23 protein-coding genes are annotated in these 24,123 nt (G+C 72.0%); 15 read left to right on the top strand and 8 right to left on the bottom strand.

Translation table 11 applies throughout. The features are described from left to right. Positions 1 to 168: 168 nt before the first annotated feature. From ACQEVI_RS23020 to ACQEVI_RS23005, 4 genes are all read left to right on the top strand, one after another. A complete protein-coding gene (locus tag ACQEVI_RS23020; protein WP_432903354.1) occupies positions 169 to 2,061 on the top strand; it encodes a PhoX family protein in 1,893 nt (630 codons plus the stop codon). 83 nt (positions 2,062 to 2,144) lie between these two features. Then, entirely contained in the window at positions 2,145 to 2,663 is a 519-nt protein-coding gene (locus tag ACQEVI_RS23015; protein WP_432906074.1) for a mycothiol transferase, read from the top strand. 118 nt (positions 2,664 to 2,781) lie between these two features. Beyond that, on the top strand, positions 2,782 to 4,545 hold the full coding sequence (locus ACQEVI_RS23010) for a zf-HC2 domain-containing protein (protein ID WP_432903351.1): 1,764 nt from the start codon (positions 2,782 to 2,784) through the stop codon (positions 4,543 to 4,545). A 299-nt stretch (positions 4,546 to 4,844) separates the two neighbouring features. Continuing rightward, positions 4,845 to 5,639 (top strand): SDR family NAD(P)-dependent oxidoreductase, encoded by a 795-nt coding sequence (locus tag ACQEVI_RS23005; RefSeq protein ID WP_432903348.1) that lies wholly within the window; start codon positions 4,845 to 4,847, stop codon positions 5,637 to 5,639. Positions 5,640 to 5,674: 35 nt separating this feature from the next. Here the strand turns inward: ACQEVI_RS23005 and ACQEVI_RS23000 are convergent, their stop codons facing one another. Next, positions 5,675 to 6,595 (bottom strand): alpha/beta hydrolase, encoded by a 921-nt coding sequence (locus ACQEVI_RS23000; RefSeq protein WP_432903345.1) that lies wholly within the window; start codon positions 6,593 to 6,595, stop codon positions 5,675 to 5,677. 13 nt (positions 6,596 to 6,608) lie between these two features. Beyond that, entirely contained in the window at positions 6,609 to 7,442 is an 834-nt protein-coding gene (locus ACQEVI_RS22995) for an SDR family oxidoreductase (protein WP_432903342.1), read from the bottom strand. 81 nt (positions 7,443 to 7,523) lie between these two features. Here ACQEVI_RS22995 and ACQEVI_RS22990 point away from each other — a divergent pair, with 81 nt between their 5' ends. The 6 genes from ACQEVI_RS22990 to ACQEVI_RS22965 all read left to right on the top strand — a co-directional run bounded on the left by ACQEVI_RS22990 (position 7,524) and on the right by ACQEVI_RS22965 (position 13,639). Next, a complete protein-coding gene (locus ACQEVI_RS22990; protein WP_432903339.1) occupies positions 7,524 to 8,126 on the top strand; it encodes a TetR/AcrR family transcriptional regulator C-terminal ligand-binding domain-containing protein in 603 nt (200 codons plus the stop codon). Positions 8,127 to 8,239: 113 nt separating this feature from the next. Beyond that, the gene (locus ACQEVI_RS22985) at positions 8,240 to 9,307 is read left to right on the top strand and encodes a LacI family DNA-binding transcriptional regulator (RefSeq protein WP_432903336.1); all 1,068 of its coding nucleotides are present in this window, start codon (positions 8,240 to 8,242) and stop codon (positions 9,305 to 9,307) included. A gap of 213 nt (positions 9,308 to 9,520) precedes the next feature. Next, positions 9,521 to 10,438: a sugar phosphate isomerase/epimerase family protein gene (locus ACQEVI_RS22980; RefSeq protein WP_432906071.1), complete on the top strand. Its 918-nt coding sequence runs from the start codon at positions 9,521 to 9,523 to the stop codon at positions 10,436 to 10,438. Further along, a complete protein-coding gene (locus ACQEVI_RS22975; RefSeq protein WP_432903333.1) occupies positions 10,435 to 12,213 on the top strand; it encodes a dihydroxyacetone kinase family protein in 1,779 nt (592 codons plus the stop codon). The genes ACQEVI_RS22980 and ACQEVI_RS22975 overlap by 4 nt, the downstream gene beginning before the upstream one ends. Then, complete coding sequence (locus ACQEVI_RS22970; RefSeq protein WP_432903331.1) at positions 12,210 to 12,692, top strand: ribose-5-phosphate isomerase; 483 nt, start codon at positions 12,210 to 12,212, stop codon at positions 12,690 to 12,692. The genes ACQEVI_RS22975 and ACQEVI_RS22970 overlap by 4 nt, the downstream gene beginning before the upstream one ends. Next, positions 12,689 to 13,639 carry a 3-hydroxyacyl-CoA dehydrogenase family protein gene (locus tag ACQEVI_RS22965; protein ID WP_432903329.1) on the top strand — a complete coding sequence of 317 codons (951 nt, stop codon included), beginning with the start codon at positions 12,689 to 12,691 and terminating at the stop codon, positions 13,637 to 13,639. The genes ACQEVI_RS22970 and ACQEVI_RS22965 overlap by 4 nt, the downstream gene beginning before the upstream one ends. 76 nt (positions 13,640 to 13,715) lie before the next feature. Here ACQEVI_RS22965 and ACQEVI_RS22960 read toward each other — a convergent pair whose 3' ends face one another. Beyond that, complete coding sequence (locus ACQEVI_RS22960; RefSeq protein ID WP_432903327.1) at positions 13,716 to 15,254, bottom strand: alanine/glycine:cation symporter family protein; 1,539 nt, start codon at positions 15,252 to 15,254, stop codon at positions 13,716 to 13,718. 315 nt (positions 15,255 to 15,569) lie between these two features. On the opposite strand from ACQEVI_RS22960, the gene ACQEVI_RS22955 reads away from it, so the two are divergent. Next, the gene (locus ACQEVI_RS22955) at positions 15,570 to 16,742 is read left to right on the top strand and encodes a MarP family serine protease (protein WP_432903324.1); all 1,173 of its coding nucleotides are present in this window, start codon (positions 15,570 to 15,572) and stop codon (positions 16,740 to 16,742) included. Between the two features lie 11 nt (positions 16,743 to 16,753). Here ACQEVI_RS22955 and ACQEVI_RS22950 read toward each other — a convergent pair whose 3' ends face one another. Both ACQEVI_RS22950 and ACQEVI_RS22945 read right to left on the bottom strand, forming a co-directional pair. Next, entirely contained in the window at positions 16,754 to 17,437 is a 684-nt protein-coding gene (locus tag ACQEVI_RS22950) for an NADPH-dependent F420 reductase (RefSeq protein ID WP_432903321.1), read from the bottom strand. Then, a complete protein-coding gene (locus tag ACQEVI_RS22945; protein ID WP_432903318.1) occupies positions 17,437 to 18,495 on the bottom strand; it encodes an LLM class flavin-dependent oxidoreductase in 1,059 nt (352 codons plus the stop codon). Before ACQEVI_RS22945 ends, ACQEVI_RS22950 begins: the two co-directional genes overlap by 1 nt. A gap of 90 nt (positions 18,496 to 18,585) precedes the next feature. Here ACQEVI_RS22945 and ACQEVI_RS22940 point away from each other — a divergent pair, with 90 nt between their 5' ends. Beyond that, a complete protein-coding gene (locus ACQEVI_RS22940) occupies positions 18,586 to 19,056 on the top strand; it encodes a MarR family winged helix-turn-helix transcriptional regulator (RefSeq protein ID WP_432903315.1) in 471 nt (156 codons plus the stop codon). Between the two features lie 68 nt (positions 19,057 to 19,124). On the opposite strand, the gene ACQEVI_RS22935 is transcribed toward ACQEVI_RS22940, so the two are convergent. Continuing rightward, positions 19,125 to 19,622, bottom strand: a complete 498-nt coding sequence (locus ACQEVI_RS22935) for an SRPBCC family protein (protein WP_432903312.1) — start codon at positions 19,620 to 19,622, stop codon at positions 19,125 to 19,127. A gap of 1 nt (position 19,623) precedes the next feature. Next, positions 19,624 to 20,013 (bottom strand): ArsR/SmtB family transcription factor, encoded by a 390-nt coding sequence (locus ACQEVI_RS22930; RefSeq protein WP_432903309.1) that lies wholly within the window; start codon positions 20,011 to 20,013, stop codon positions 19,624 to 19,626. A 72-nt stretch (positions 20,014 to 20,085) separates the two neighbouring features. Between ACQEVI_RS22930 and ACQEVI_RS22925 the strand changes: the two genes are divergently transcribed. Then, positions 20,086 to 20,631 (top strand): ferritin, encoded by a 546-nt coding sequence (locus tag ACQEVI_RS22925; RefSeq protein ID WP_432903306.1) that lies wholly within the window; start codon positions 20,086 to 20,088, stop codon positions 20,629 to 20,631. Between the two features lie 439 nt (positions 20,632 to 21,070). Then, positions 21,071 to 21,532 (top strand): zf-HC2 domain-containing protein, encoded by a 462-nt coding sequence (locus ACQEVI_RS22920; protein ID WP_432903303.1) that lies wholly within the window; start codon positions 21,071 to 21,073, stop codon positions 21,530 to 21,532. 45 nt (positions 21,533 to 21,577) lie between these two features. Here the strand turns inward: ACQEVI_RS22920 and ACQEVI_RS22915 are convergent, their stop codons facing one another. Continuing rightward, the gene (locus ACQEVI_RS22915; RefSeq protein ID WP_432903300.1) at positions 21,578 to 23,092 is read right to left on the bottom strand and encodes an MFS transporter; all 1,515 of its coding nucleotides are present in this window, start codon (positions 23,090 to 23,092) and stop codon (positions 21,578 to 21,580) included. A 110-nt stretch (positions 23,093 to 23,202) separates the two neighbouring features. On the opposite strand from ACQEVI_RS22915, the gene ACQEVI_RS22910 reads away from it, so the two are divergent. Continuing rightward, on the top strand, positions 23,203 to 23,763 hold the full coding sequence (locus ACQEVI_RS22910) for a TetR/AcrR family transcriptional regulator (protein WP_432903297.1): 561 nt from the start codon (positions 23,203 to 23,205) through the stop codon (positions 23,761 to 23,763). Positions 23,764 to 24,123 lie beyond the last annotated feature (360 nt).

The following is a 24,123-nucleotide window of genomic DNA, read 5'->3' as shown; positions in this document are numbered from 1 at the left end:
CCCGGACACATCCTCCGCGCGCCGGCCTGACCCTCGCCGTCCTGACCTGCGCTCGGATCGTCTTTCGCCGTCGTTCACATGGGTGTGGGGACCCGGCCATCTCGGCTACCTACCGTGGCACGCGTCCCGGCCGCTCAGCGGTCCGCGCCCCCAAGGTTGGAGCCCTCAGTGAACGCCGACATGCCTCGTCCGCCGTCGATCTCCGAGCTCGCCGAGCTCCGCCTGTCCCGCCGGACCGCGATGGCGGGCGGCCTGGCCGCCGCTGCCGCCGCGTTCTTCGGGGCCCCTGGACCGGACGCCGCGGCCGGCGTCGTGGAGGGCTCGGGCCACGGCGGCGGGCATGGCGGCGGGCATGGCGGCGGGCACGGCCCCGGGCGGCCGCTGCTCGGTTTCCCCGCCGTCGCACCCAGCACCGCCGACGCCGTCGTGCTGCCGCCCGGCTACCGCTACCAGGTGCTCTACCCGTGGGGCCACCCGATCGTCCCCTCCGGGCCGGCTTTCGCCGAGGACGCGAGCAACACTGCCGCCGACCAGGCCCAGCAGGCCGGGGACCACCACGACGGCATGTGGTTCTTCCCGCTCCGGGACCGTCGCTCCGGCCTGCTCTGCGTCAACCACGAGGCCACCACCGAGAACCTGCTGCACACCGACGGCCGGGCGGCCTGGTCGCCCGAGAAGACCGCCAAGTCGATGGCGGCCCACGGCGTCTCGGTCATCCAGGTCGAGGAGGACCGCGACGGCGGCTGGGAGGTCGCCGAGTCGAGGTTCGCCCGCCGGATCACCATGACCACGCCGATCGAGATCACCGGCCCCGCGGCCAAGCACCCCCTGATGCGCACGAACGCGGACCCCGAGGGCGTGCGGGTGCTGGGCACGCTGAACAACTGCGCGAGCGGCCCCACCCCGTGGGACACGTACCTGACCTGCGAGGAGACGATCAACAAGTACTTCTACTACGGCGAGCAGCCACCGCCCGCCGGGTCGGTCGAGGAGCGTTACGGCATCGGCTCGGAGAGCCCGTACCCCTGGCACACCACCGAGAGCCGGTTCGACATGCGGACCGAGCCCAACGAGTTCAACCGGTTCGGCTGGGTGGTGGAGGTCGACCCCTTCGACCCGGAGTCGACGCCGAAGAAGCGCACGGCGCTGGGCCGCATGGAGCACGAGAACGCCGTCGTCGTGCGGGGCCGTCGCGGCGAGGCAGTCGTCTACATGGGCGACGACACGCAGTTCGACTACTTCTACAAGTTCGTCGGCGCGGAACCGATCGCCAAGGCGCGCCGGGCCGGGCGCAGCCCGCTCGACGAGGGCACGCTGTACGTCGCCCGGTTCGACGAGGACGGCTCCGGCCGGTGGCTCCCCCTGGTGCACGGCGAGCCGGGGCTGACCGCGGCGGACGGCTTCGCGGACCAGGCCGAGGTGCTGATCCACACGCGCCTCGCGGCCGACGCCGTCGGCGCGACGCCGATGGACCGGCCGGAGTGGTGCACCGTGCAGCCAGGCACCGGCGCCGTGTACTTCACCTGCACCAACAACACCGCCCGCACCGAGTCCGTGGACGCCGCCAACCCGCGGCTGAACAACCGGTTCGGGCACATCATGAAGATCGACGAGAACGGCAACCCGAGCGCGGTGCGGTTCGACTGGGACATCTTCCTGCTCGCCGGGGACCAGGCCAGCGGCGCCACCGTCCCGCCGGACCAGGCGTTCGGCTCCCCCGACGGCCTCTGGTTCGACGCCGTGGGCCGGCTCTGGATCCTGACCGACGGCACCCAGCCGCAGGTCGACGGCGCCAACCAGAACAACCAGATGCTGGTGGCCGACACCCGCCGGGGCGACATCCGCCGGTTCCTGGTCGGTCCGCCGCGCTGCGAGATCACGGGCATCACCGCCACCCCGGACGGCCGCTCCCTGTTCGTCAACATCCAGCACCCCGGCGACTCGGGCACCCCCGAGAACCCGCGGGCCAGCTCGAGCTGGCCCGACTACAGCCCGACGGGCCGCCCGCGGTCCGCCACCATCGTCATCACCCGGGAGGACGGCGGGGTGGTCGGCGCGTAGCGCTCTGCGCGAGCCCGCGGCGCCATGGCATCGTGAGCCGTGGCACCGTGGGCCGGGACGTCAAGGCACAGGAGGGGCTCGTTATGCGTGGTACGGATCTGCTCGCGGACGCGTTCGGCCGGATCAAGGAGACGGTGCACAGCTCGGTCCTCGGACTGTCGGGCGAGGAGCTCGCGTTTCGCCTCGACGAGGACGCCAACTCGATCACCTGGCTCGTCTGGCACCTGACCCGGGTCCAGGACGACCACGTCGCGGACGCGGCGGGCATCAGCCAGGTCTGGTCGGACGACGGGTGGGACCGCCGCTTCGGGCTGCCCTTCCCCGCCGAGGAGACCGGGTACGGGCACGACGCCGACGAGGTCTCCGCCGTCCGCGTCCCGTCGGGCGAGCTGCTCACGGGTTACCACGACGCGGTGCACGAGCGCACCCTGCGGTATCTGAGCACCCTGTCCGACGACGATCTCGACCGGGTGATCGACGAGTCGTGGGACCCGCCGGTCACCCTCGGCGTCCGGCTGATCAGCGTGATCAACGACGACCTGCAGCACGCCGGCCAGGCGGGCTTCCTCCGGGGTGTCGTGCTGCGCCGACGCGCGCGGTGACCTGCGGGCAGGAAACGGCGCTTACCGGCCAATCAGTGCGTTGACGCACATCGTGTGATTCGTCGTGCGTCCTCCCGATCGCGGTGGAATTATCGCGGATCGGAAGGGGGCATCCGAGATGACGGCGGCACGCGCACTGCGGATTGACGACTGGGTGGTGCACCGGCCCAACGTCGTGCGCTCGGTCGCCGCACGCGTACCCGGCATCGACGCCGAGGAAGCCGCCAGCCGGGCCCTGGAAAAGATGGTCCGGATCGTCTCCACCGGCCGCACGATCGACGACCCCGCGCCGTACTGGCGACGCGCGGCGGTCAACGAAGCGATCTCGATGACCCGCGAAGCCGGGCGTGCCCACCCGGTCGAGGACGACACCCTCGACGGACTGACGCCCCCCGTGGCGGGAGCAGAGCTCGACGCCGAACGCCACGCCGACGTCGCCATGCTCCGCACCGCGCTGTCCGACCTCGCCGACGACGACCGACAGATCCTCCTGGAACGTCACGTCCACGACCGGGCGGTCACCGACATCGCCACCAATCTCGGCGTGCGCCCCCACGCCGTCACCATGCGCCTACGCCGCGCCGAAGAACGCCTCGCCGGCGCCTTCGCCGCAGCCCACGCCCAAGGCGTCAACGAACCCGAGTGCCGCACCACCCGCGCCGCCATGCACGACTACCTCAAGGACCGGCTGCTCCCCCGGCGCCGCACCCGGTTCGAGGCCCACATGGATGGGTGCGCCGAGTGCACCCGGGCGTTCGTCGACGTCCGCGAGGTGTCCTGGATGCTCCGCGACCTCGGACAGCACGTCATCGCAGGAGCGATCGCCACCGGAGCCCTCGGCGCTGCGGTCGGCGGAGCGGCGGCCGGGGCAGCGGGCGGAGCAGCGGGGGCAGGCGCAGCGGGGGCGGGCGCGCCGCGCCCGTTCGGCAAGAAGGAGACGGCGATCGCCGCGGGTGTCCTCGCGGCGCTCGCCCTCGGAGGTGGCGCCGCGGCGCTCGTCGCCAACCAGCCCGCTGATCCGCCCGCTGCCGAGTCGGCGCCGATTCCGGGCGCTGGTGGGGGCGGCGGTGCGGGTGAGGGCGGCGCGGGCGGAGGCGGTGCAGGTGCGGGTACAGGCGCGGGTGGTGAGGGCGCGGGCGGAGGCGGTGCGGGTGGCGGCGCTGGTGCTGACGGTACCGACGATGCCGGTGAAGGTGGCGATGCCGGTGAAGGTGCCGGCAATGTTGGTGACGGCAGTAGCACTGACGACGACGGCTCGGGCGGCGGAGCGGACGCAGGTGACGGCGGCGGTGACACAGGGGCAGGGAACGGAGCAGGTGGCTCCGGCGACACAGGCAGTGGCGGAAGCGACTCGGCGAACGGTACGAACAGCTCGCCTGAAGGCGGACCCGGGTCGGACTCCCCACCCGGAACCAACCGCTCCGAGGGCGACGGCGCAGAGGGTGGCGACGCTGAGGGTGGCGACGGTTCCGGGACCGCCGACGACACGCTCCCCGATATCGGCGCGACGGTGACCGACTGGCTCGCCGGGCTCGGCATCGGTGGGGAGCCGTCCGACGGGCAGAACGGCGGATCGGGCAGTCTGGGAACCGGCTCCGCCGACGGCAGCGACGCGAGTGGGAGCGACACGGACGGCACAGACGCGGGCGGCAACGGCTCGGGCAGCGATGAGGCGGGCGGCGGGCCCGCTGCCGGAGGCGATCCGGACACCAGCGGCCGTGACGGCACCGGCACCACGACCGCCGACGGCGCGGACACCGGCATCGGGGCCGAGGTGACGAACTGGCTCGGCAAGCTCGGCGCCGTCGGGATACCCGGCTTTCTGCTGATCGTCCTGATCCTGTGGCTCTGGGAGCGGTGGACCCGCGCCGAAGAGAGCTAGGAGCTCGGTCCACAGCGCCGACGACCGGCGCGACGACGGCCTCAGCAGCAGTCCCGTCGCCGGCCCCTCTGGGCGAGGTGCACAGTTTCGGAAGGTGCCAGGTCGGCCGGAATATGTTCGGCTGGGGACCGGTTCTGCGGGCTGTGCCGAATTGTTCAGCCTCGATGAACTGGGGCGGGCGAGGCTGAACAGAGTTCAGCAGGTCCGGCACCTGCTCCACGGGTCTACTTCACCGACCGAGCCACGTCCAGAGCGGCCCAGTCGCCTACGGGGCAGCAACGAGACAGCAAGGGGACAACATGCGCATCGATCTGACCGGCAAGACCGCGCTCGTGACCGGCTCGACCCAGGGCATCGGCCGCGCGATCGCCGCCACGCTCGCCGACGCGGGCTCCCGGGTGGCGGTCAACGGGCGCCGTGCGGAGGGCGTGGCGGACACGATCGCCGAGCTCCGGGCGGAGTCTGCGGACCGTGAGCTGGTCGCCGCGGCCGGCGACGTCACCACCGCGTCCGGCGCCGCGGAGGTGCTCGCCGTCACCGGCGACGTCGACATCCTCGTCAACAACCTGGGCATCTTCGGCAGCGTGCCGCCGCTCGAGATCGACGACGACGAGTGGCGCCGGTACTTCGACGTCAACGTGCTCGCCGCCGTCCGCCTGATCCGATCCAGCCTGCCGGGCATGACAGCACGCGGCTGGGGGCGCGTGCTCAACATCGCGAGCGACTCCGCGATAGTCATCCCCGCCGAGATGATCCACTACGGCGTCTCCAAGACGGCGCTGCTGGGCGTCTCCCGCGGCTTCGCGAAGGAGGCCGCGGGCACCGGTGTCACGGTCAACTCCGTCATCGCCGGTCCCACGCACACCGGCGGGGTCGAGAAGTTCGTGTACGAGCTCGTCGACCCTGCCCTGCCCTGGGACGAGGCGCAGCGCGAGTTCATGCGGCTGCACCGCCCGCAGTCGCTGCTCCAGCGGCTCATCGAGCCGGAGGAGATCGCGAACATGGTCGCCTACCTCAGCTCACCGCTCGCCTCGGCGACGACGGGCGCCGCCGTCCGGGTCGACGGCGGATACGTGGACTCGATACTCCCCTGACCCTCGGCCGACCTACCCCTCGGCCGACCTGCCCCTCAGCCGAGTCGCTCCCGCAGCCAGCTGTGTGCCCGGCCGATATAGGCCACGGACACCTTGGCGTCCGCGCCGAGCGACTCGAAGGCGTGCGGGCCGCCCGGGACCACGTCGAACGTGGTGGGGACGCCGTCAGCCGTCAGCCGTTCCGCGTACGCCTTGTTCTCGTCGTGGAAGAGGTCGATGTCGCCCGTACCGATCCACGCGGGCGGCAGGCCCGTGAGGTCCGTCCGCCGGGAGGGCACGGCGTAGTCGGGTACCTCCGCGGCACCTGCGGTCCCGAGGTAGGCGCTCCAGCCGGCGCGGTTGGACCGGTTGTTCCAGAGGATGTGCCCGACGCCGTCGAGCTCGCGGTTCGCCGCGGTCCGGTCGTCGAGCATCGGGCAGAACAGCCACTGTGCGACGGGCTGCACGCCGTCTCGATCGTGGAGACGCTGCGCGAGCGCCGCGGCCAGCCCGCCGCCCGCGCTCTGACCGCCGACCGCCACACGCCGGGGGTCGATGCCGCGCGCGGCCGCGCTCCGCTGCAACCAGTCCCAGGCGTCCAGGCAGTCGTCGAGCGGCAGCGGGAACGGGTGCTGCGGTGCCAGCCGGTACTCCGCCGACACGACCACCACGCCGAGCTCCTGCGCAATGGCGAAGCACCGGCGGTCGTCCTGGGCCGCGCTGCCGATCACGAGGCCGCCACCGTGGATCCACAGCAGTGCGGCACCGGAGCCGCCACCCGCGGGAGTGTAGACGCACACACCACCCGCGTCGCCGAACCGGACCTTCTCCAGCGTCGCGCCCTCCGGCGCCTTGGCATCGGGGATCAGTGACGTCAGGCGCTGCATGAGCCTGAGCACCAGCGGATTGCTCACCGGCGTGGTCCGCATGATCCGGTAACCGCGCCGGAGCTCCGGGTTCACCTGGGAGAGCTTCATGTCGGCGCGCCCCTCAGCCGATGGGCAGCGCGCCGGAGCGGACAGCCGCGACGACTCCGCCGTCGACCAGCAGGTCGGTGCCGGTGACGAAGGACGACTCGGGACCGAGCAGGAACGCGACCGCGTTCGCGATGTCGCCCGGCGTGCCCAGCCGCTTGGTGCCAGAGGCCTCGACCATGCCGCGCATCTGCGCGCCGCTCCCGCTGTCGAGCTCCTCCTGGCCCATCGGTGTGGAGACGACACCGGGGCTGACGCTGTTGATCCGTGCGCCGCGCGCACCCCACGTGAGGCTCGCGGCCTGGACCCGGAGCTGGTTGGCTCGCTTGGCGAGGCCGTAGGCGATGCCCGGGTGGGCGAACGCCTGGTCGGTCCAGAACGGGAGGTCGAGGAGCTGGTCGGTCGGCATCAGCGCCAGGGCGCCCTCCAGCTCGGCGGGAAAGCGTTCCGCGGTCAGGCTTCCCGCCATGCTGGCGATCACCACGCCCGCACCGCCCGGCGCGACGACCGCGCCGAAGGCGTCGAGGACGTGAGCGACCCCCAGGAGGTCGACCTGAAGGATCCGGTCCGCCGTCGCCTGGGTCGGTGAAAGGCCGGCCGTATGAATCACCTGCACGACGGCGCCCGCGGCAGCCGCGGACTCGGCAAGATCGGCGACCGACCGTGCGGCGGACACGTCGACCGCGTGCCCGTCCACCTGGTGCCCCTCACCGCGCAAGGTCTCGACGGTCCGGTTCAGACCTGCCTGGTCGAAGTCGGCGAGGACCAGCTTCCTGCCCGAGCCCTGGCGCCGCGCGATCGCCTGGCCCATACCTCCGACGCCGATCACGACGACCACTTCGTCAGTCATTGCTGCTCCCTCGCTGCTCTCGAGACGCGATTATCGAGACTCCACGTCTCGTAAGTAGAGAGTAGACCATAGACTCACCCCATGACGGGCACGACAGGCACGAGGACCGGACGGCCGCGGAGCGAGGCGACCCGACTTGCCATCCTCGAGGCCGCCGCGGCCCTCACCACGGAGCTGGGATACGACCACGTCACGATCGACGCGATAGCGTCCCGCGCCGGGGCCGGCAAGCAGACCATCTACCGCTGGTGGTCGGCCAAGTCGATGGTGGTCGCGGACGCCGTCATCGAGGGCCTCCTCCGGCTCCCCGCCCTGGATCTCCCCGACACCGGCGACCTGAGCACCGACCTCAAGGCGTGGTCCGCGGCCTCGGCCGCCAAGATGGGCGACTCTCGTTTCCTGCAGGTCGTCCGGGCGCTCGTCACCGCGGCGACCGGCCCCGAGCAGGACGCGAGCAGGCTCTACGAGCACATCACCAAGCCGTCCTACGAGTCCCTGGTGGCCCGGCTCAGGCAGGGGCAGGACGCCGGCCAGCTCAGCACCGCGGTCAGCCCCGAGTCCGTGGCCGACGCCCTGCTCGGCACCCTGCTCTTCCGGGCGCTCGCCCGGCTGCCGATGCCCGAGACGATGAATGGGATCGTCGACGCCCTGCTGGCTCCCACTGCCCCGCCGTCCTCGTCGTAGCCGCCGTCGAAATATTTCGCTGACATCACCCCGCCCGGGCCCACCTCCAACGGCAGTGTCCTGTTCGTCGAAAACGTTGCCCATCAGCCCGCCACTGGGCTAGATTCGAAGGCGTGCCAGCGAAATATTTCGAAAGAACTGCGGGCAAGCGGCCCACCCTCGCGGACGTCGCCGGGTCCGCCGCCGTCTCGATGCCGACGGTGTCCAAGGTGCTCAACGGGCACTCCGACGTCGCCGTGGAGACCCGCGCACGGGTCAAGGCGGCCATCGAGGAGCTCGGCTACGTGCGCCGCGGCACGCGCGGACCGCTGGCGCAGCGCAGCATCGAGGTGATGGCGGACCAGCTCACCACCCCGTACGCGATGGAGGTGCTGCGCGGGGTGACCGACGCCGCCGAGGCGGCCGAGGCCGACATCGTCGTCAGCCGGTTTCACCGGGCGGCACCTGACACCGGCTGGCTGGCGCCGGGCGACTGGGCACGCCGCCTGTCGGGCGCCGGCCGTACCGGGGCGATCATCCTCACGGCGGAGCTCAGCCCCGAGCACGTCTCCGGGCTGAGCCAGGAGCATCTCCCCGTCGTCGTCATCGACCCGCTCGACCTGACCAACCCGGACGTCCCGAGCGTCGGCTCGACGAACTTCGCCGGCGGCATGTCGGCCACGGAGCACCTGCTCGGCCTCGGCCACCGGCGGGTCGCCGCGCTCGGCGGGCGCCCGCAGTCGGTCGCGGCGACGGCGCGCGTCCACGGGTTCCGGGCCGCGCTCGCCTCGGCGAACGTCCCCGTCGACGAGGAGCTCGTGGAGTTCACGGGCTTCGACTACGACTCCGGCTTCGCGGTCGCCGACCGCTGGTTCCGGTCCGGCCTGCGTCCGACCGCGATCTTCGCGGCCAGCGACACCCAGGCCATGGGGGTGCTCGAAGCGGCCCGCCAGCACGGGCTCGACGTGCCGCGCGACCTGAGCGTCGTCGGCTACGACGACACCTACCTCGCGGCGTGGTCGACTCCGCCGCTCACCGCCGTCCGGCAGCCGCTGTGGGAGATGGGGCGCGTCGCGCTGGACAGCGTCCTGGCCCTGGCGGCCGGCCAGGAGCCGGTCTCGCGCCACATCGAGCTCGCGACCCAGCTGGTGGTCCGCGGGTCCACCAGCCCGCCCGCCGACAGCCCACGCGCCGAAAAGTAGCCACAACACCTACGAGGGCACGGCCCGGCTCAACGGAGACCGGCGTGCCCAGGACGGAGGTCAGAGTTGACCACGGAACAGACCACCACACCTGACCGGACGGCGTCCGGCGACACCGGGAAGCCGGGCGGCGGGCCGGGCGGTGCCCCGGACGGGCGCCTCCTGGCGGCCGACTGGCCGATCGCGGCCAGCACCCTGCCGTTCCCGGCGGTGATGCCGGACGGCCGGGCGGCCCAGGACGACCCCACCGTCTGGCACGAGGTGCTCACCGACATCGCCGACGCCGGGTTCGGCCACGTGGACCTCACGGACTCCTGGCTGCGGCCGGGCGACCTGGACGGTCCGGCGCTCGACCGGCTCGCCGCCACGGCCCGGGACCTCGGCCTCGGCCTGGCCTCGGTGTCGGCGATCCGGCGCAGCGTGATCGACGCGAAGGACGGCGCGGCCAACCTCGCCTACAGCCACCGCACGATCGACGCGGCGGCCGCGCTCGGCATCGGCGTCGTCTCGGTCGGTCTGCACCAGGCGCTGACCGCGCAGCAGAAGGAACGCCTCTGGTTCTGGACCGCCCCCGGGCACCACGACGACCCGGCCGACCGGCCGCTCGCGGTAGCCCGGTTCCAGGAGCTGGGCCGGCACGCCGCCGAGGTCGGCGTGCTGCTGTCCCTGGAGATGTACGAGGACACCTTCCTCGGCACCGCCGACTCCGCCGTCCAGCTGATCGAGGAGATCGGCCTGCCCGAGGTGGGCCTCAACCCGGACATCGCGAACCTGGTCCGCCTGCACCGGCCGGTCGAGCCGTGGCAGGAGCTGGTCGAGAAGACGCTGCCGTACACGAACTTCTGGCACGTCAAGAACTACTCGCGCGACGAGGACCCCGAACGCGACGCCTACCTCGCCGTCCCCGCCCCGATGCAGTTCGGTCTGATCGACTACCGGTCGGCGTTCCGCACGGCGCTGGCCAACGGCTTCCAGGGCGTGATCTGCACCGAGAACTACGGCGGCGACGGGCTCAGCGTGTGCGCGGCCAACCGCGACTACCTGCGTCGGCACGTGCTGCCCAAGCGGCCCGGCTACGCGCTCGGCACCAGCCGCGTGCGGCAGCACGACCTGGCCGGAGCGGCCCGATGACGCGGGTGCTCGACACCGCGGAGGGCTTCGTCCAGGACGCCCTGGCCGGGTTCGCCGCCGTGCACGGCGACCTGGTCCGCAGGGTCGACGGCGGTGTGGTGCGCGCCGACCCGCTGCCGCCCGGCCGGACGGCGGTCGTGGTGGGCGGCGGTTCCGGGCACTACCCGGCGTTCGCCGGCGTGGTCGGTGCGGGGCTGGCCACAGGCGCCGTCTGCGGCAACATCTTCACCTCGCCCTCGGCGGGCCAGGCCTACCGGGTGGCGAGCGCGGCCGACGCCGGTGGCGGCGTGCTGTTCAGCTACGGCAACTACGCGGGCGACGTCCTGCACTTCGGCGCGGCGCAGGAGCGGCTGCGCGCCGAGGGGATCGACGCGCGCACCCTGCTGGTCACCGACGACATCGCGAGCGCCCCGGCCGACCGGATCGACGACCGGCGAGGCATCGCCGGCGACTTCGTGGTGTTCAAGGTGGCCGGCGCGGCCGCCGAGCGGGGTGACTCGCTCGACGAGGTGGAGCGGCTCGCGATCGCGGCGAACCATCGCACGCGGACCCTGGGGGTCGCGTTCGGCGGGTGCACCTTCCCCGGGGCCGACGGCCCGCTGTTCACGGTTCCCGACGGCATGATGTCGGTGGGGCTGGGCATCCACGGCGAGCCCGGGATCCGGGACGTGCCGATGGGCTCGGCCGCCGAGATCGCCGAGATCCTGGTCTCCGAGCTGCTGGCGGACGTGCCGGAGGACCGTGGGGACCGTGTCGCCGTCCTGGTCAACGGCCTGGGCACGGTCAAGTACGAGGAGCTCTTCGTGCTCTACGGCCAGGTCGCCGCGCGGCTCGGCCAGGCGGGTCTGACCGTCGTCGAACCGGAGTGCGGCGAGCTGGTGACGAGCCTGGACATGGCCGGCGTCTCGGTGACGCTGTTCTGGCTCACCGAGGAGCTCGAGGAGCTCTGGCGAGCTCCCGCGTACACGCCCGCGTACCGCAAGGGGCGGGTCGAGCGGCACTCCTCCCCCGGCGGGTCCGACAACGTGGGTGTCGCCGCGCGCCCCGACACTACGAACCCCGACCCGGAGCGTTCCGTCTCCGAGCCGATCACGACCGTCTCGCCCGCGTCGGTCGAGCGGGCCGACCGCACGCTGGTCCTGCTGGCCGCGATGCAGGCGACGCTCCATGAGCACGAGGACGAGCTGGGCCGCATCGACGCGATAGCGGGCGACGGCGACCACGGCGTCGGCATGCGCCGTGGGATCGACGCGGCGCTGGACGCGGCGACCGCTGCCCGGGACTCCGGCCTGAGCGCCGCGCTCCGGGCGGCCGGCGAGGGCTGGAGCGAGATCGCAGGCGGCACGTCGGGCGCTCTGTGGGGGGCGGCGCTGACGTCGCTCGCACCCGCGCTCGACCGGGACGACGTGACGGCGGTGCAGGTAGCGGCCGCCGCACGCGCCGCCCTGGACACCGTGGTGCGGCTGGGCCGGGCGAAGGTCGGCGACAAGACCATGGTCGACGCGCTCGTGCCGTACGTCGAGCGGCTGGAGGCCGCTGCGGCCGCTGGCCTGCCGCCGGCCGCCGCGCTCGCCGCCGCCGCCGAGGACGCCACGGCGGCCGCCCGGGCGACCTCCGAGCTACGGCCCGCGCTCGGCCGGGCCCGGCCGCTCGCCGAACGCAGCCTCGGCCACCCCGATGCCGGCGCCACCTCGTTGGCGCTGGTGCTGACCGCCATCGCCCAGACCGGCATCACCCAGACCAGCATCACCCGGACAGAAGGACGAACCCCATGACCGACCGGTTGCGCCTCGTCGTCGGCAGCGACGACGCAGGCTTCGAGTACAAGGACGCGCTGAAGGCGCAGCTCCTGGCCGACCCGCGGGTCGAGTCGGTGACCGACGTCGGGGTGAGCAGCGAGGAGCACACGGACTACCCGCACGTCGCGGTCGACGCCGCCCGCCGGGTCGCTGCGGGCGAGGCCGACCGCGCCCTGCTGTTCTGCGGCACGGGCCTCGGCGTCGCCATCGCGGCCAACAAGGTACCGGGCATCCGTGCGGTGACCGCGCACGACAGCTACTCGGTGGAACGAGCCGTCCTGAGCAACAACGCCCAGGTGCTGACCATGGGCCAGCGGGTCATCGGGCTGGAGCTCGCCAAGCGGCTCGTCGCCGAGTGGCTCGGCTACCGCTTCGACGAGGCCTCGCCGTCGGCCCGGAAGGTGGCGTCCATCGGAACGTACGACCGCGCGAACACCACGGAGGAGAACGTATGAGCGAGCACATCGCGATCGTCGGGTCGGGGTACATGGGGGGCGGGATCGGGCAGGTGCTCGCCCTCGCGGGCAACGAGGTGCGGCTCGCCGACGTCTCGGCGGAGGTGGCCGCGGGCAACCTGGAGCGGATCCTGCGGGAGACCGCGGAGTTCGAGGCGGAGGGGCTGTTCCCCGAGGGTGCCACCGAGACCGTCCGGGCCCGGCTGAGCGCCGCGGCGTCCGTCGAGGAGGCGGTGGAGGGCGCGCGGTTCATCGAGGAGGCGGTGCCGGAGATCCTGGAGCTCAAGCACGCGACCCTCGCCCGGATCAGCGCGGCCAACCCGACGGCGATCATCGGCAGCAACACCTCGACCATCTCGATCACGCAGCTCGCCGAGCAGGTCAGCGCGCCCGAGCGGTTCCTGGGCGTGCACTTCAGCAACCCGGCGCCGTTCATCCCCGGCGTCGAGCTGATCCCGCACGCCGGCACCTCCGATGCGGTGCTGGAGCCGGTCGAGGCCCTGCTGGCGCAGGTCGGCAAGCGCAGCGCGCGGCTCACGGACGCCACCGGGTTCGTGCTCAACCGCCTGCAGTACGCCCTGTTCCACGAGGCGACCAAGCTCGTGGACGAGGGGGTCGCGTCCGTCGAGGACATCGACATGATCGCCCGGACCACGTTCGGGTTCCGGCTCCCGTTCTTCGGGCCGTTCGCGATCGCCGACATGGCGGGGCTCGACGTGTACGCGTTCTGCTACCGCTCGCTGCAGACGACGTTCCCCGAGCGGTTCGCGACGCCGCCGATCCTCCAGGAGCGGGTCGACGCGGGGCGCCTCGGCACCAAGTCCGGCGGCGGCTTCCGCGAGATCGACCCGGCCCGGACGGCGGAGCTGGTGGCCTACCGCAACAAGGCCTACGCCAAGATGCAGGACTTGCTGGACGACCTGGGCCCGTCCCCCCTGGACGACTGACCGTTGAGTGCTGGGTATTTGCCCTCTCTGACGCCGCAGAAGGGCAAATATCCAGCACTCAACGGTCGGGGTCGGGCTACTTCTCGGGCCGCTCCCCGGCGGCCACGCCCTCGAGCTCGTGGTCGGCGCGGTCCTCCCAGAAGGTCGCGTTCTCGATGCCGAGTCGCCGCGGGTCGAACTGCGGGTCCAGGCCCTGCTTCTTCTGCTCGCGGTAGTCCTTGAGCGCCTTCAGCGCGGGGCCCTGCAGGAACAGGATGCCGACGATGTTCAGCCAGGCCATCGAGCCCACACCGATGTCGCCGAGCCCCCACGCCGCGCCGGCAGTGGTCACGGCGCCGTAGGCCACCGAGACGAGCACCAGCGCCTGCAGCACCCGCCGGATGGCGCGCGCCGCGAGACGGTTGGTCATCTTGCGCGTGAGGTAGGTCAGGTTGGTCTCGGCCATGTAGTAGTACGCCACGATCGTGGTGAACGCGAAGAACGCGAGCGCGATGGCGATGAACGTCGGACCCGCACCCGGGACCACCGTGTCCAGGGCCTGCTGCACGTAGCCCGGGCCAGGCTCGACGTCGGTGCTCAGACCGCCGCTGCCCTCGTGGATCGCTTCGCTCGGCCAGGTCTCGCCGGAGAAGGTGTTGAACATGCCCGTCGAGAGGATGATGAACGCGGTCGCGGAGCAGACGAGCAGCGTGTCCACGTACACCGCGAAGGACTGCGCGAAGCCCTGCTTGGCCGGGTGCGAGACCTCAGCGGCGGCGGCGGCGTGCGGGCCGGTGCCCTGGCCGGCCTCGTTCGAGTAGATGCCGCGCTGCACGCCCCACTTGACGGCGAGGCCGAGGATCGCGCCGAACACGGGCTGGGCGCCGAAGGCGCTACCGAAGATCAGCCCGAACACGGCGGGGATCTCGGTGAAGTTGACGACGAACACGACGAGCGCGATGAGGATGTAGAGCAGGGCCATCGTGGGGACCGCGATCACCGCGAAGTGCGCGATGCGCTTGACGCCGCCGATCACGATGAAGGCCAGCAGGATGACGAGGCCGATGGCGGTGACCCAGGCGGGGATGCCCCAGGCGTTGTCGATCGCGGAGGCCACTCCGTTGGCCTGCACGCCCGGCAGGAAGAAGCTCATCGCGAAGATGGTGACGACCGCGAAGATGATCGCGTAGACGAGCGAAAGGCCGCGAGCCTTGTGCCTGTAGGCCTTCTCGAAGTAATAGGCCGGGCCGCCGCGGTACTCACCGCTGTCCGGATCCTTCTCCTTGTAGATCTGGCCGAGGGTGCTCTCGACGAACGAGGTGGCGGCGCCGAGGAACGCGGAGGTCCACATCCAGAACACGGCGCCGGGGCCGCCGAACGCGATCGCCGTGGCGACGCCGCCGATGTTGCCCATCCCCACGCGGCCGGCAAGCGACATCATCAGCGACTGGAAGGAGGACGTGCCGTTCTCCGACTCCTTGCCGCTCCTGAGCTGGTTGAGCATGTCGGGGATGTGCCGTACCTGGAGGAAACCGGTGCGGACGGAGAAGTACAGACCGGCGAGGAGGCAGAGGGCGATCAGCGGGATCGACCAGATCAGCTCGTTCGTGGCGACGATGCGATCGTCGAAGCTCATAGTCACTCCAGGATAGGACGATTCGGACAAGCGCGCGGGTGAAAAGGCCTGCGCGCCCGCGGCGGCACACTAGCGTGCGTGCGGGCGTTCCTGCACGCACGCGCGCACGACCGCGCCCACCACCGCGCCCACCACCGCGCCCACCACCGCGCACGAGACGGCCGAAAGAAAGGTGAAAGTGGCGGTGAACTTTCCACCGCAAATCGGCGGATCGGGTGATGGACGTGCGTTGCGCGCCGCGACTGAGCGGTTCAGCGCTTACGGTCATCTCATCCTGCCCGACCGCCCACAGCCCGCAGCCCCCGAAGGAGCCCCGTGCAGCTGTTCGACCTGGTGCTTCTCGTGGTGCTGTTCATGGCCCTCATGGCGGGTCTGAGCCGGGGCCTCCTGGCTACGCTCGGCGGCCTGATCGGGCTCGTCGTGGGCGGCGTCGCCGCCTTCTGGGCGGTCCCCGCCGTCAACGACCTGCTGCCCACCTCCGAGTGGCGCGGGCCGGTGTCCGTCGCCGTGGCCATCCTGCTGCCGCTGTTCTGCGCGTCCGTCGGGGCGGGGATGGGCCGGAGCCTGCGCCAGGGCGTGGACCGCACCTCGCTCCGCCCGCTCGAGCGGCTGCTGGGCGGGGTCGCGAACGTGGGCGTCGTCGCCCTCGCGCTCTCGTTCGTCGGCAACGCGGTGAGCGCCACCGGTGCGCCCGGCGTCGCCTCGGCGGTCTCGTCGTCCGCCGTCCTGCGCACCATCGACGAGCTGACGCCGCCCGCCGTGGGCAGGCCCCTCGCCGAGATGCGCTCCATCGTGCTCGACGACGGCCTGCCCCGCCTGAACATCCTGATGGTGCCGCGCGACACGGCCGTGGTGCCCGCCGTCGACCTCGACAACGCCGAGCTGGAGGCCTCCGCGCAGTCGGTGGCCCGGATCTCGGGCATCGCGTACGCGTGCGGCAAGAGCTCGACCGGGTCGGGCTTCGTCGTGGCGCCCGACCGCCTGGTGACCAACGCGCACGTCGTCGCGGGTGTGGACCTTCCGGTCGTCGAGCTGCCCGGCGGCGAGGTCCGGGAGGGTCGGGTCGTCTACTACGACCCCGTCGACGACCTCGCGGTGATCGCCGTCAACGGGCTGACCGCCGACCCGCTCGACATCGCGCCGACCCTCTCGGTGGGCGACCGCGCCGTCGTCCAGGGGTATCCCTACGGCGGCCCGTTCACCTCGGGCAGCGCCGGGGTGCTCAGTGTCAGCACGACCCGCGTGCCGGACTCGTACGGACGCGGCGCCAACGACCGCGAGGTCTACTCCCTGGCCGCCGAGGTACGCCCGGGCAACTCGGGCGGCCCGCTCCTGACCACCGGCGGCGACGTGGCCGGCGTCATCTTCGCGCGCGACGTCTCCGAGGAGAACATCGGCTACGCGATGACGACCGCCGAGCTGCTCCCGGTCGCCGAACTGGCCACCGAGCTGGACACCGCGGTGTCGACGGGGCAGTGCGCGAGCTGACCGCGGACCTGTCAGACGTCCAGGGCCGGCTCCAGGTCGGTCGCCGTCGAGCGGTCACCGTCCAGCATCTCCTCGAGCCGCGCGGAGTCGACGTTCGCCCCGAACGCCGGGGTGCCGGGCTCCATGCGGACCCCCTCGGCGAGCTTTCCGACCACCACCGGGTCGAAGCCGAGCAGGTCCACGAGCGCGGCCACGGCCGCGACGTCGGCCGTGTCGTCTCCGGCGATCCCTATCGCCTTGCGGCCGGACGCGCCGGCCGGCCGGGCTCCGTCCTCGAGGTCGTGATAACCCATGTGGTTGAACGCCTTGACGACGCGCGCGCCGGGAAGCGCGGCCTGGACGAGCTCGCTCGTCGACTCCCCCACCGGCAGGATCCCGTCGCGGGGCCCGTCGATCTCCCACCAGTGATTCATCGAGTCGATGACGAGCTTGCCCTCAAGCGCACCGGCCGGGACGGTCCGGTACTTGCCGAGCGGCAGGGCGAGGACGACGGCGTCCGCCTCGCGGGCCGCCGTCTCGGCGTCGACCGCACGGGCCCCCGGAGCGAGGACCTCCACGGTGAGCGCGATCCGGGCCGGGTCGCCCGAGCCCGCCACGAGCACGCGGTATCCGGCCGCGACGGCGAGGCGGGCGAGCACGGTGCCGACCTTGCCGGCGCCGAGGATGCCGAGGGTGCGCACGGGAGCCGCCGCCATCACGCGACCTCCACCTTCGCCGGCTGGTCGGCGAGCAGCTCGCGGACCATCGGGACGACCTGTGTGCCGTAGAGCTCCACGGCGCGGAGCCGGTCGCTCGCGCGCACGGTGCCCGCCGAGGAGTAGATGAGGTCGAACCGGCCGACGTCGAGGGCGCCGATGGCGCGGGCCATCTTGCGGGCGACGGTCTCGGGCGAGCCCACGTAGAGCGAGCCCTCGGCGACGTCCGCCTCGAACTCCTCGCGGCGCAGGGGCGGCCAGCCGCGCAGCGCGCCGATGCGGTCGCGGATCACCTTGTACCCCGGGTAGAACAGCTCCATCGCCTTCTCGTCCGTCTCGGCGACGAAGCCCGGCGAGTGCATGCCCACCGGGTAGGCGGTGGTGCCGAGCTCCCTGGTCGCCCGGCGGTAGAGGTCGACGTACGGCGCGAACCGCTCGGGCGCCCCGCCGATGATCGCGAGCATCAGCCGCAGCCCATACTGGGCGGTGCGGATCACCGACTGCGGTGAACCGCCCACGCCGACCCAGGTGGTCAGGCGGCCCGAGTCCGTCTTGGGGAAGACGTCGGCGTTCTCCAGCGAGGGCCGCAGCGTGCCCTCCCAGGTGACCGGCTTCTCGTCGAGGAGCTTGACGAACAGGTCGATCTTCTCCTCGAACAGCTGGTCGTAGTCGCGCAGGTCGTAGCCGAACAGCGGGAACGACTCGGTGAACGAACCGCGCCCGAGGATCACCTCGGCCCGGCCGTCGGACAGCGCGTCGACGGTCGCGAACCGCTGGAACACCCGCACCGGGTCGTCCGAGCTCAGGACGGTCACGCCCGAGGCGAGCTTGATCCTCGAGGTCGTGGTCGCGATGCCGGCCAGCACCGTCTCCGGCGTGGAGATCGCGAACTCGGGCCGGTGGTGCTCGCCCACGGCGATCACGTCGATCCCGACCTGGTCCGCGAGTACCGCCTCCTGGACGGTGCTGCGGATCGCGGCGCCGTGGGACATGACCTCGCCGCGGTCGTTCCGCGGCAGGTCGCCGAAAGTGTCGATGCCGAACTCGATGTCGCCCATGAGGACTCCTCCACGACTGCCCTGCACATTTGATTGACGTGTCAATCATGTACCCGATATGGTTGACACGTCAATCACCTGGAGGTCGCCGTGACGAACACCACGCAGCGCCGGTCCCGGCAGTCGCCGACGGCGGACGAGCTGCGCATCTGGCGCGGGTTCATCGAGACCGCACGCGAGCTCGACGCACGGCTCAGCAGCCGCCTGCACGACGAGTCGGCCCTCTCGTCGGGCGACTACACCGTGCTCCTGGCCCTGAGCGAGGCACCCGGGCGCCGGCTCCGCTCCTCGGCGCTCGCTAAGGCGGTGGACTGGGAGCGCAGCCGCCTCTCCCACCACATCCGGCGCATGGAGGGGCGCGGCCTGATCCGCCGCGACGACTGCGCCGTCGACTACCGCGGCGCCGAGGTGGTGCTCACCGACGAGGGCGCCCGCGCCTTCCGGAGCGCGTCGGTCCCGCACCTGCGCGCGGTCCGCGAGCTGTTCATAGACGCCCTCACACCCGAGCAGCTCGACCAGATCGAGGACCTGACGGCCGCCCTCCGAACCACCCTCCGTTGAGTGCTGGGTATTTGTCGAGCTTCGGCTCACGACACGACAAGTACCCAGCACTCAACGAGGTGCCGGGGTCAGGTCGCCAGGTCCGCCGCCAGCTCCTCCAGGAGGTCGTAGCCCTCCTGCATGCCGCCCTCCATGCCCGAGTCGATGATCAGGTCGCGCAGCTCCTTGCTCGACGTGACCGTGCGGACCGTGAGCGTGGTGCGCCCGTCCCGCTCGGTGAGCGTGTAGTGGTTCAGGGTGGGCTCCGAGTCGCCGTCGGGTGTCCCCTCGTAGACCTCCGTCTGCACCATGCTGCCCGGCGCGTCGATCTCGCGGAACTCGCCGTGGAAGCCCACCTCGAACCCGCCGTCGGCCGTCATGACGTACCGCCAGGCGCCGCCGACCCGGAGGTCGACGGACGCGCTCGTCACGGTCCCGCGCCGCCCGGCCCACCAGCGCTTGATCAGGTCGGGCTCGGTGAGCACCTTCCACACGAGGTGGCGCGGTGCGTTGAACTCCCGGGTGACCAGGATCTCGGTGTCGCTGGGCAGCGTCAGGACGGCGCTGCCCTTGGTCGTGGTGGCCATGTCAATCTCCTCTTCCGGTTTCTGCTTCTGCTCGTGTCTCGGTAGCGCTCTCGGTATCGCCCTCGGTCTCGGACAGCTCGGCGAGCACGTCGTCGATCAGGTCGAACCGCTCGTTCCAGAGCCGTTCGTACCGGACGACCCAGTCGTGGACCGCACGCAGGGGCGCGCCGTTCACGCGGTACAGACGGCGGCGCCCGTCGTCGCGCACGTCCACCAGCCCCACCTCCCGCAGGACCCGCAGGTGCTTGGACACCTGCGGCTGGGCGAGCCCGAGCAGCTCGGTCAGGTCGCCCACCGCGAGCTCGCCGCCGGCCAGGGCGTCGAGGATCTCGCGACGGCGCGGCTCGGCCACCGCGTTGAACGCGTCGGTAGTGGTCGCTGCTCGTGCCATGGCTCAAACATATACCCATATGGGCATGCGTCAAGAGGCGGGGTGTCCCCGACCCCGGGTAGCGTGAGGGGCATGACGACGACCTCGGAGAACTCGCAGTACCTACGCCTGCTGGGCGAGCAGGTGGGCCACGAGCTGGCCGCGCACCTGCAGTACGTGGCGATCGCTGTCTGGTTCGACAGCCACGACCTGCCGCAGCTGGCCGCGCACTTCTACCGGCAGGCGCTCGAGGAGCGCAACCACGGGATGATGATCGTGCAGTACCACCTGGACCGCGGGCTGCCCGTGCAGATCCCCGGGACCCCCGCGGTGCGCAACGACTTCGCGGACGTGATCGAGCCGCTGCAGCTCGCACTGGACCAGGAGCAGCAGGTCACGCGGCAGATCGAGGCGATCTTCCGCGCGGCGCGCGAGGAGGGCGACGCGCTCGGCGAGCAGTTCCTCATGTGGTTCCTCGAGGAGCAGGTCGAGGAGGTCGCCGCCGCGACCACCCTCGTCACCGTCGCCAAGCGGGCCGGCGACAACCTGTTCGACCTGGAGAACTACGTGGCTCGGGAGACGATCGGCGACGCCGGCGAGTCCGCCGCCGCCCCGAAGGCCGCAGGCGGATCCCTCTGACCCACATCACCTGACCCACCTCACCTGTTGAGTGCTGGGTATTTGCTCCTTCCCTTGCCTGAGAAGCGCAAATGTCCAGCACTCGGCGGTCCTGGGGTGGGTGACTGCATCGGCGTCACCCACCGGAGCAGAAGTTTTCGAATGGTGGCTACCTCGCCCGGGATCGGACGACGTAGGCGGAGCGCCGCGGACGCTTCCCGCAGGCCCCGGACCCGGGCCGATCCCGTGCTGCCGCTTGCCCGGCGGCCGGGAGGTGGAGCGCCGGCATCGGCATGGCGTGCGCCCGGCGCCGGCCTGCGGCGATAGCGTCTGCCATCGCGCCCGAGTTGCGGGACACCCGACTCGTGGAACTCTGGCCCAGCGGGTCGGAACACCAGGCAGTCGGCACCACGTCGGAGCACCAGGTCGGAACACCAGGCATCGAGAGGGACGGGTTCGCATGACGACCACGGGCGATCCTCGGGTCGACCGGCTGCGCGCGGAGCCGGGCACCTCGCCCGTCACCGCGTACAGGCAGGACAGCCATGGCGTCGCACCGGTCCCCGAGCCGACCGCCGCACAACCGACCGCCGTCGCCCAGCTCCGCTCCGCGCTCGCCGACCTGGCCGACTCCGCAGACGTTCCCAGGCGGTCCGCCGCCACCCGCACCCGGGACGCGCACCGGCCAGAGTGCCGCGTCGCCCGAGCCGCCCTGCACGACTACCTCCACGGACGCCTGGCACCCAGCGGGCGGCACCGTGTCGAGCTCCACCTCGACGACTGCGCCGGGTGCACGCGCGCGTTCATCGACGTCCGCGAGGTCTCCTGGGCGCTCCGCGGCCTCGGACGACGGCTCGTCGCCGACGACCACCGGGGCGGGCGGCACCGCGCGTCCCGGACCGGCGCCGTCAACCCGACCTGAGCCGCCCCAGTTCCGCGGAGTCCGCGGTGACCGGCTCCCGCAGGCTCACCGGGCGTTCTTGCCCTCGGCCGGGATGAGCCGCCACGCGACCAGGGCGGCGAACGCGGTCAGCACGGCCGCCACCACGCACGCCACCTGCAGGGAGGCGACGAACGCCTCCCTGGCCGCGTCCAGGACGTCCGCCCGGTCGCCGGCGACCGCGACCGCCGAGGCGAGCGAGTCGCTCGCCTGCGCCCGGTCGCCTGCGGTCAGGTCGGCGGGCAGCGCGACGCGCGCCTGGTAGCCCAGGGTGACGAGCGAGCCGAGCACCGCCACGCCGAGCGCGACCCCGAGCTCGTAGGCGGTCTCGGAGATCGCCGACGCCCCGCCCGCCTTGGCGGGCGGCACCGCGGAGACGACGGCGTCGGTGGTCAGGGTCATCGCCAGCCCGACCCCCAGCCCGGCGGGCACGAGTGCCAGCGCGAGCCACGCGTAGTGGTCGGCGCCCTCGGCCACCGCGATCGCGACCATGCCGAGCGCCGTGACCCCGAGACCGAGGGCGATGGCGGGGCCACGGCCGAACCGCGTGATGGACCAGCCCACCACCACGACCACGACGATGGACGCGATGGTGGCCGGCAGCTCGGCGATCCCCGCGACCAGCGGCGAGTAGCCCCGCACGAGCTGCAGGTACTGCGAGAAGAAGAACAGCATGCCGGTGAGCGCGAAGATCGCTATCAGGTTCGCCGCCACGGCTCCGCTGAACGCGGGGATCTTGAAGAGTCCGACGTCGAGCAGCGGGCCGCGCCCGTCCGCGACGAGCCGGGCCTGACGCCGCACGAAACCGAAGCCGGAGAGCACCGCGAGCGCCAGCACCCCGACCGCCAGCGCGTCCACGCCCTCGGAGGCCGCGTGCTTGATCGACCACACCAGAGGCATCACCGCCGCGAACGACAGCACGACCGAGAGGACGTCGAGGCGCCCGGGCTCAGGGTCCTTCGCCTCGGGCAGCAGCACCGCGCCCGCGATGACCAGCACGATGACCACCGGGACGTTCACGAGGAAGACCGAACCCCACCAGAAGTGCTCGAGCAGCGCACCGCCCACCAGCGGTCCGATCGCGGCGCCGCCACCGGCCGCCGCCGACCACACCGCGATGGCCCGGCTGCGCTCGCGCGCCTCGGGGAACAGCGTGCGGATGAGCGAGAGCGTCGAGGGCATGATCGTCGCGCCCGCCACACCGAGCAGGAGGCGGGCCAGGATGAGGATCTCGGCGCTCGGTGCGAAGGCCGCGAGCGCCGAGGCCGCGCCGAACGCCGTCGACCCGATGAGCAGGAGGCGCTTGCGCCCGACCCGGTCGGCGAGGGTGCCCATCGCGACGAGGAGACCGGCGATGGCCAGCGAGTAGATGTCGCCGATCCAGAGCACCTGGGTGGCGGTCGGTGCGAGGTCGCGGGTCAGTGACGGGACCGCCAGGTAGAGGACGGTCCCGTCGATGGCGAGCAGGCCGACCGCCAGCACGAGGACGGCGAGCGCGGCCCACCTGCGGCGCGCGGAGAGGGCGGGAGATGAAGCGGTCACCGCACTACTGTACCGTCCAGCCGGTACAGTTTTTGTCGGTGGCTCTGGCCGGGGGCTCTATAGTCCATGCCGGGCAGTACGTTCGAGAGCAGAGAGTGGGGTGTTGGCCAGTGGGTCGGACGGCGGGCAGGGACCCGGAGCAGACGCGCGCCGCGCTGCTGGACGCGGCGAGCCGACTGGTCCGCGAGCGCGGGATCTCGGCGACCCTCGACGACGTCGCACGCCGCGCGGGGGTCTCCAAGGGCGGGCTGCTGTACCACTTCGCGAGCAAGCAGGAGCTCCTGCTGGCGATGGCCGCCGACTGGCTCGAGCGGTTCCGGGTCGAGGTGCTGGCCGCCGTCCCCCCGGACGACGACGCTCCCGGGCGCCTGGTGCGCGGCTACGTGCGAGTGTCGATCGAGGGTGCGCTGGACCCGGCGGCGTCACGCGACGCGCTGGTCGTGATCGCGCACCTGTCGACGGTGGACGCGGTCACCGAGCTCGCGCGCGCCGACGCGCAGCGCTGGCAGGAGGACCTACGGGCCGACGGCCTCCCCGAGGACGTGCTCTCGCTCGTCCTCGCGGCGGCCGACGGCGTCAGCGCCCAGCCGGTCTGGGGCATGGAGCCCGCACCGGAGGAGCTGACGCGGCTCCGCGAACACCTGCTGGCGCTGACGTTCGTCGACCGCTAGCGGACGCTGCAGGCTCCGCCGTCACCGGCCGTTCAGGACGCCGAACCGCAAGTTACGCGTCGCGCGCTTGACGCCCAACCGCAAGGTGCGGGTCACCCGACGAGCCGAACCGCGAGTTGCAGGTCGATATGGATCCCGAATGACGTGTCTGCTGCGGTTCGGCGCCGTTCCGCTCGCGGGTGGACCGACAAGTTGCGGTTGGGGGTTGCCGGCTCGGCTGAACCTGGTTCGGCAGAGTCACGTCTGATTCGGCGCAGCTGAACGGTTCAGCTGAACCCGCGAACTCGGGTTCCAGGTGCACGGAGTTCAGCACGCCCGGCACCTTGCCCAGGTGTTACGGCGGCCCGGCGCCGGCCACCA

Origin of the sequence: Promicromonospora sp. CA-289599 (genome assembly GCF_050936155.1) — a bacterium.
Classification (GTDB): Bacteria; Actinomycetota; Actinomycetes; order Actinomycetales; family Cellulomonadaceae; genus Promicromonospora.
This window is presented reverse-complemented; position numbering and strand designations above follow the sequence as displayed.

Coding starts and splice junctions, on each gene's coding strand:
- ACQEVI_RS23015 (WP_432906074.1), top strand. CDS start 2,145: ATGCGTGGTACGGATCTGCTCGCGGACGCGTTCGGCCGGATCAAGGAG.
- ACQEVI_RS23010 (WP_432903351.1), top strand. CDS start 2,782: ATGACGGCGGCACGCGCACTGCGGATTGACGACTGGGTGGTGCACCGG.
- ACQEVI_RS23005 (WP_432903348.1), top strand. CDS start 4,845: ATGCGCATCGATCTGACCGGCAAGACCGCGCTCGTGACCGGCTCGACC.
- ACQEVI_RS23000 (WP_432903345.1), bottom strand. CDS start 6,595: ATGAAGCTCTCCCAGGTGAACCCGGAGCTCCGGCGCGGTTACCGGATC.
- ACQEVI_RS22995 (WP_432903342.1), bottom strand. CDS start 7,442: ATGACTGACGAAGTGGTCGTCGTGATCGGCGTCGGAGGTATGGGCCAG.
- ACQEVI_RS22990 (WP_432903339.1), top strand. CDS start 7,524: ATGACGGGCACGACAGGCACGAGGACCGGACGGCCGCGGAGCGAGGCG.
- ACQEVI_RS22980 (WP_432906071.1), top strand. CDS start 9,521: ATGCCGGACGGCCGGGCGGCCCAGGACGACCCCACCGTCTGGCACGAG.
- ACQEVI_RS22975 (WP_432903333.1), top strand. CDS start 10,435: ATGACGCGGGTGCTCGACACCGCGGAGGGCTTCGTCCAGGACGCCCTG.
- ACQEVI_RS22970 (WP_432903331.1), top strand. CDS start 12,210: ATGACCGACCGGTTGCGCCTCGTCGTCGGCAGCGACGACGCAGGCTTC.
- ACQEVI_RS22965 (WP_432903329.1), top strand. CDS start 12,689: ATGAGCGAGCACATCGCGATCGTCGGGTCGGGGTACATGGGGGGCGGG.
- ACQEVI_RS22960 (WP_432903327.1), bottom strand. CDS start 15,254: ATGAGCTTCGACGATCGCATCGTCGCCACGAACGAGCTGATCTGGTCG.
- ACQEVI_RS22950 (WP_432903321.1), bottom strand. CDS start 17,437: ATGGCGGCGGCTCCCGTGCGCACCCTCGGCATCCTCGGCGCCGGCAAG.
- ACQEVI_RS22945 (WP_432903318.1), bottom strand. CDS start 18,495: ATGGGCGACATCGAGTTCGGCATCGACACTTTCGGCGACCTGCCGCGG.
- ACQEVI_RS22935 (WP_432903312.1), bottom strand. CDS start 19,622: ATGGCCACCACGACCAAGGGCAGCGCCGTCCTGACGCTGCCCAGCGAC.
- ACQEVI_RS22930 (WP_432903309.1), bottom strand. CDS start 20,013: ATGGCACGAGCAGCGACCACTACCGACGCGTTCAACGCGGTGGCCGAG.
- ACQEVI_RS22925 (WP_432903306.1), top strand. CDS start 20,086: ATGACGACGACCTCGGAGAACTCGCAGTACCTACGCCTGCTGGGCGAG.
- ACQEVI_RS22920 (WP_432903303.1), top strand. CDS start 21,071: ATGACGACCACGGGCGATCCTCGGGTCGACCGGCTGCGCGCGGAGCCG.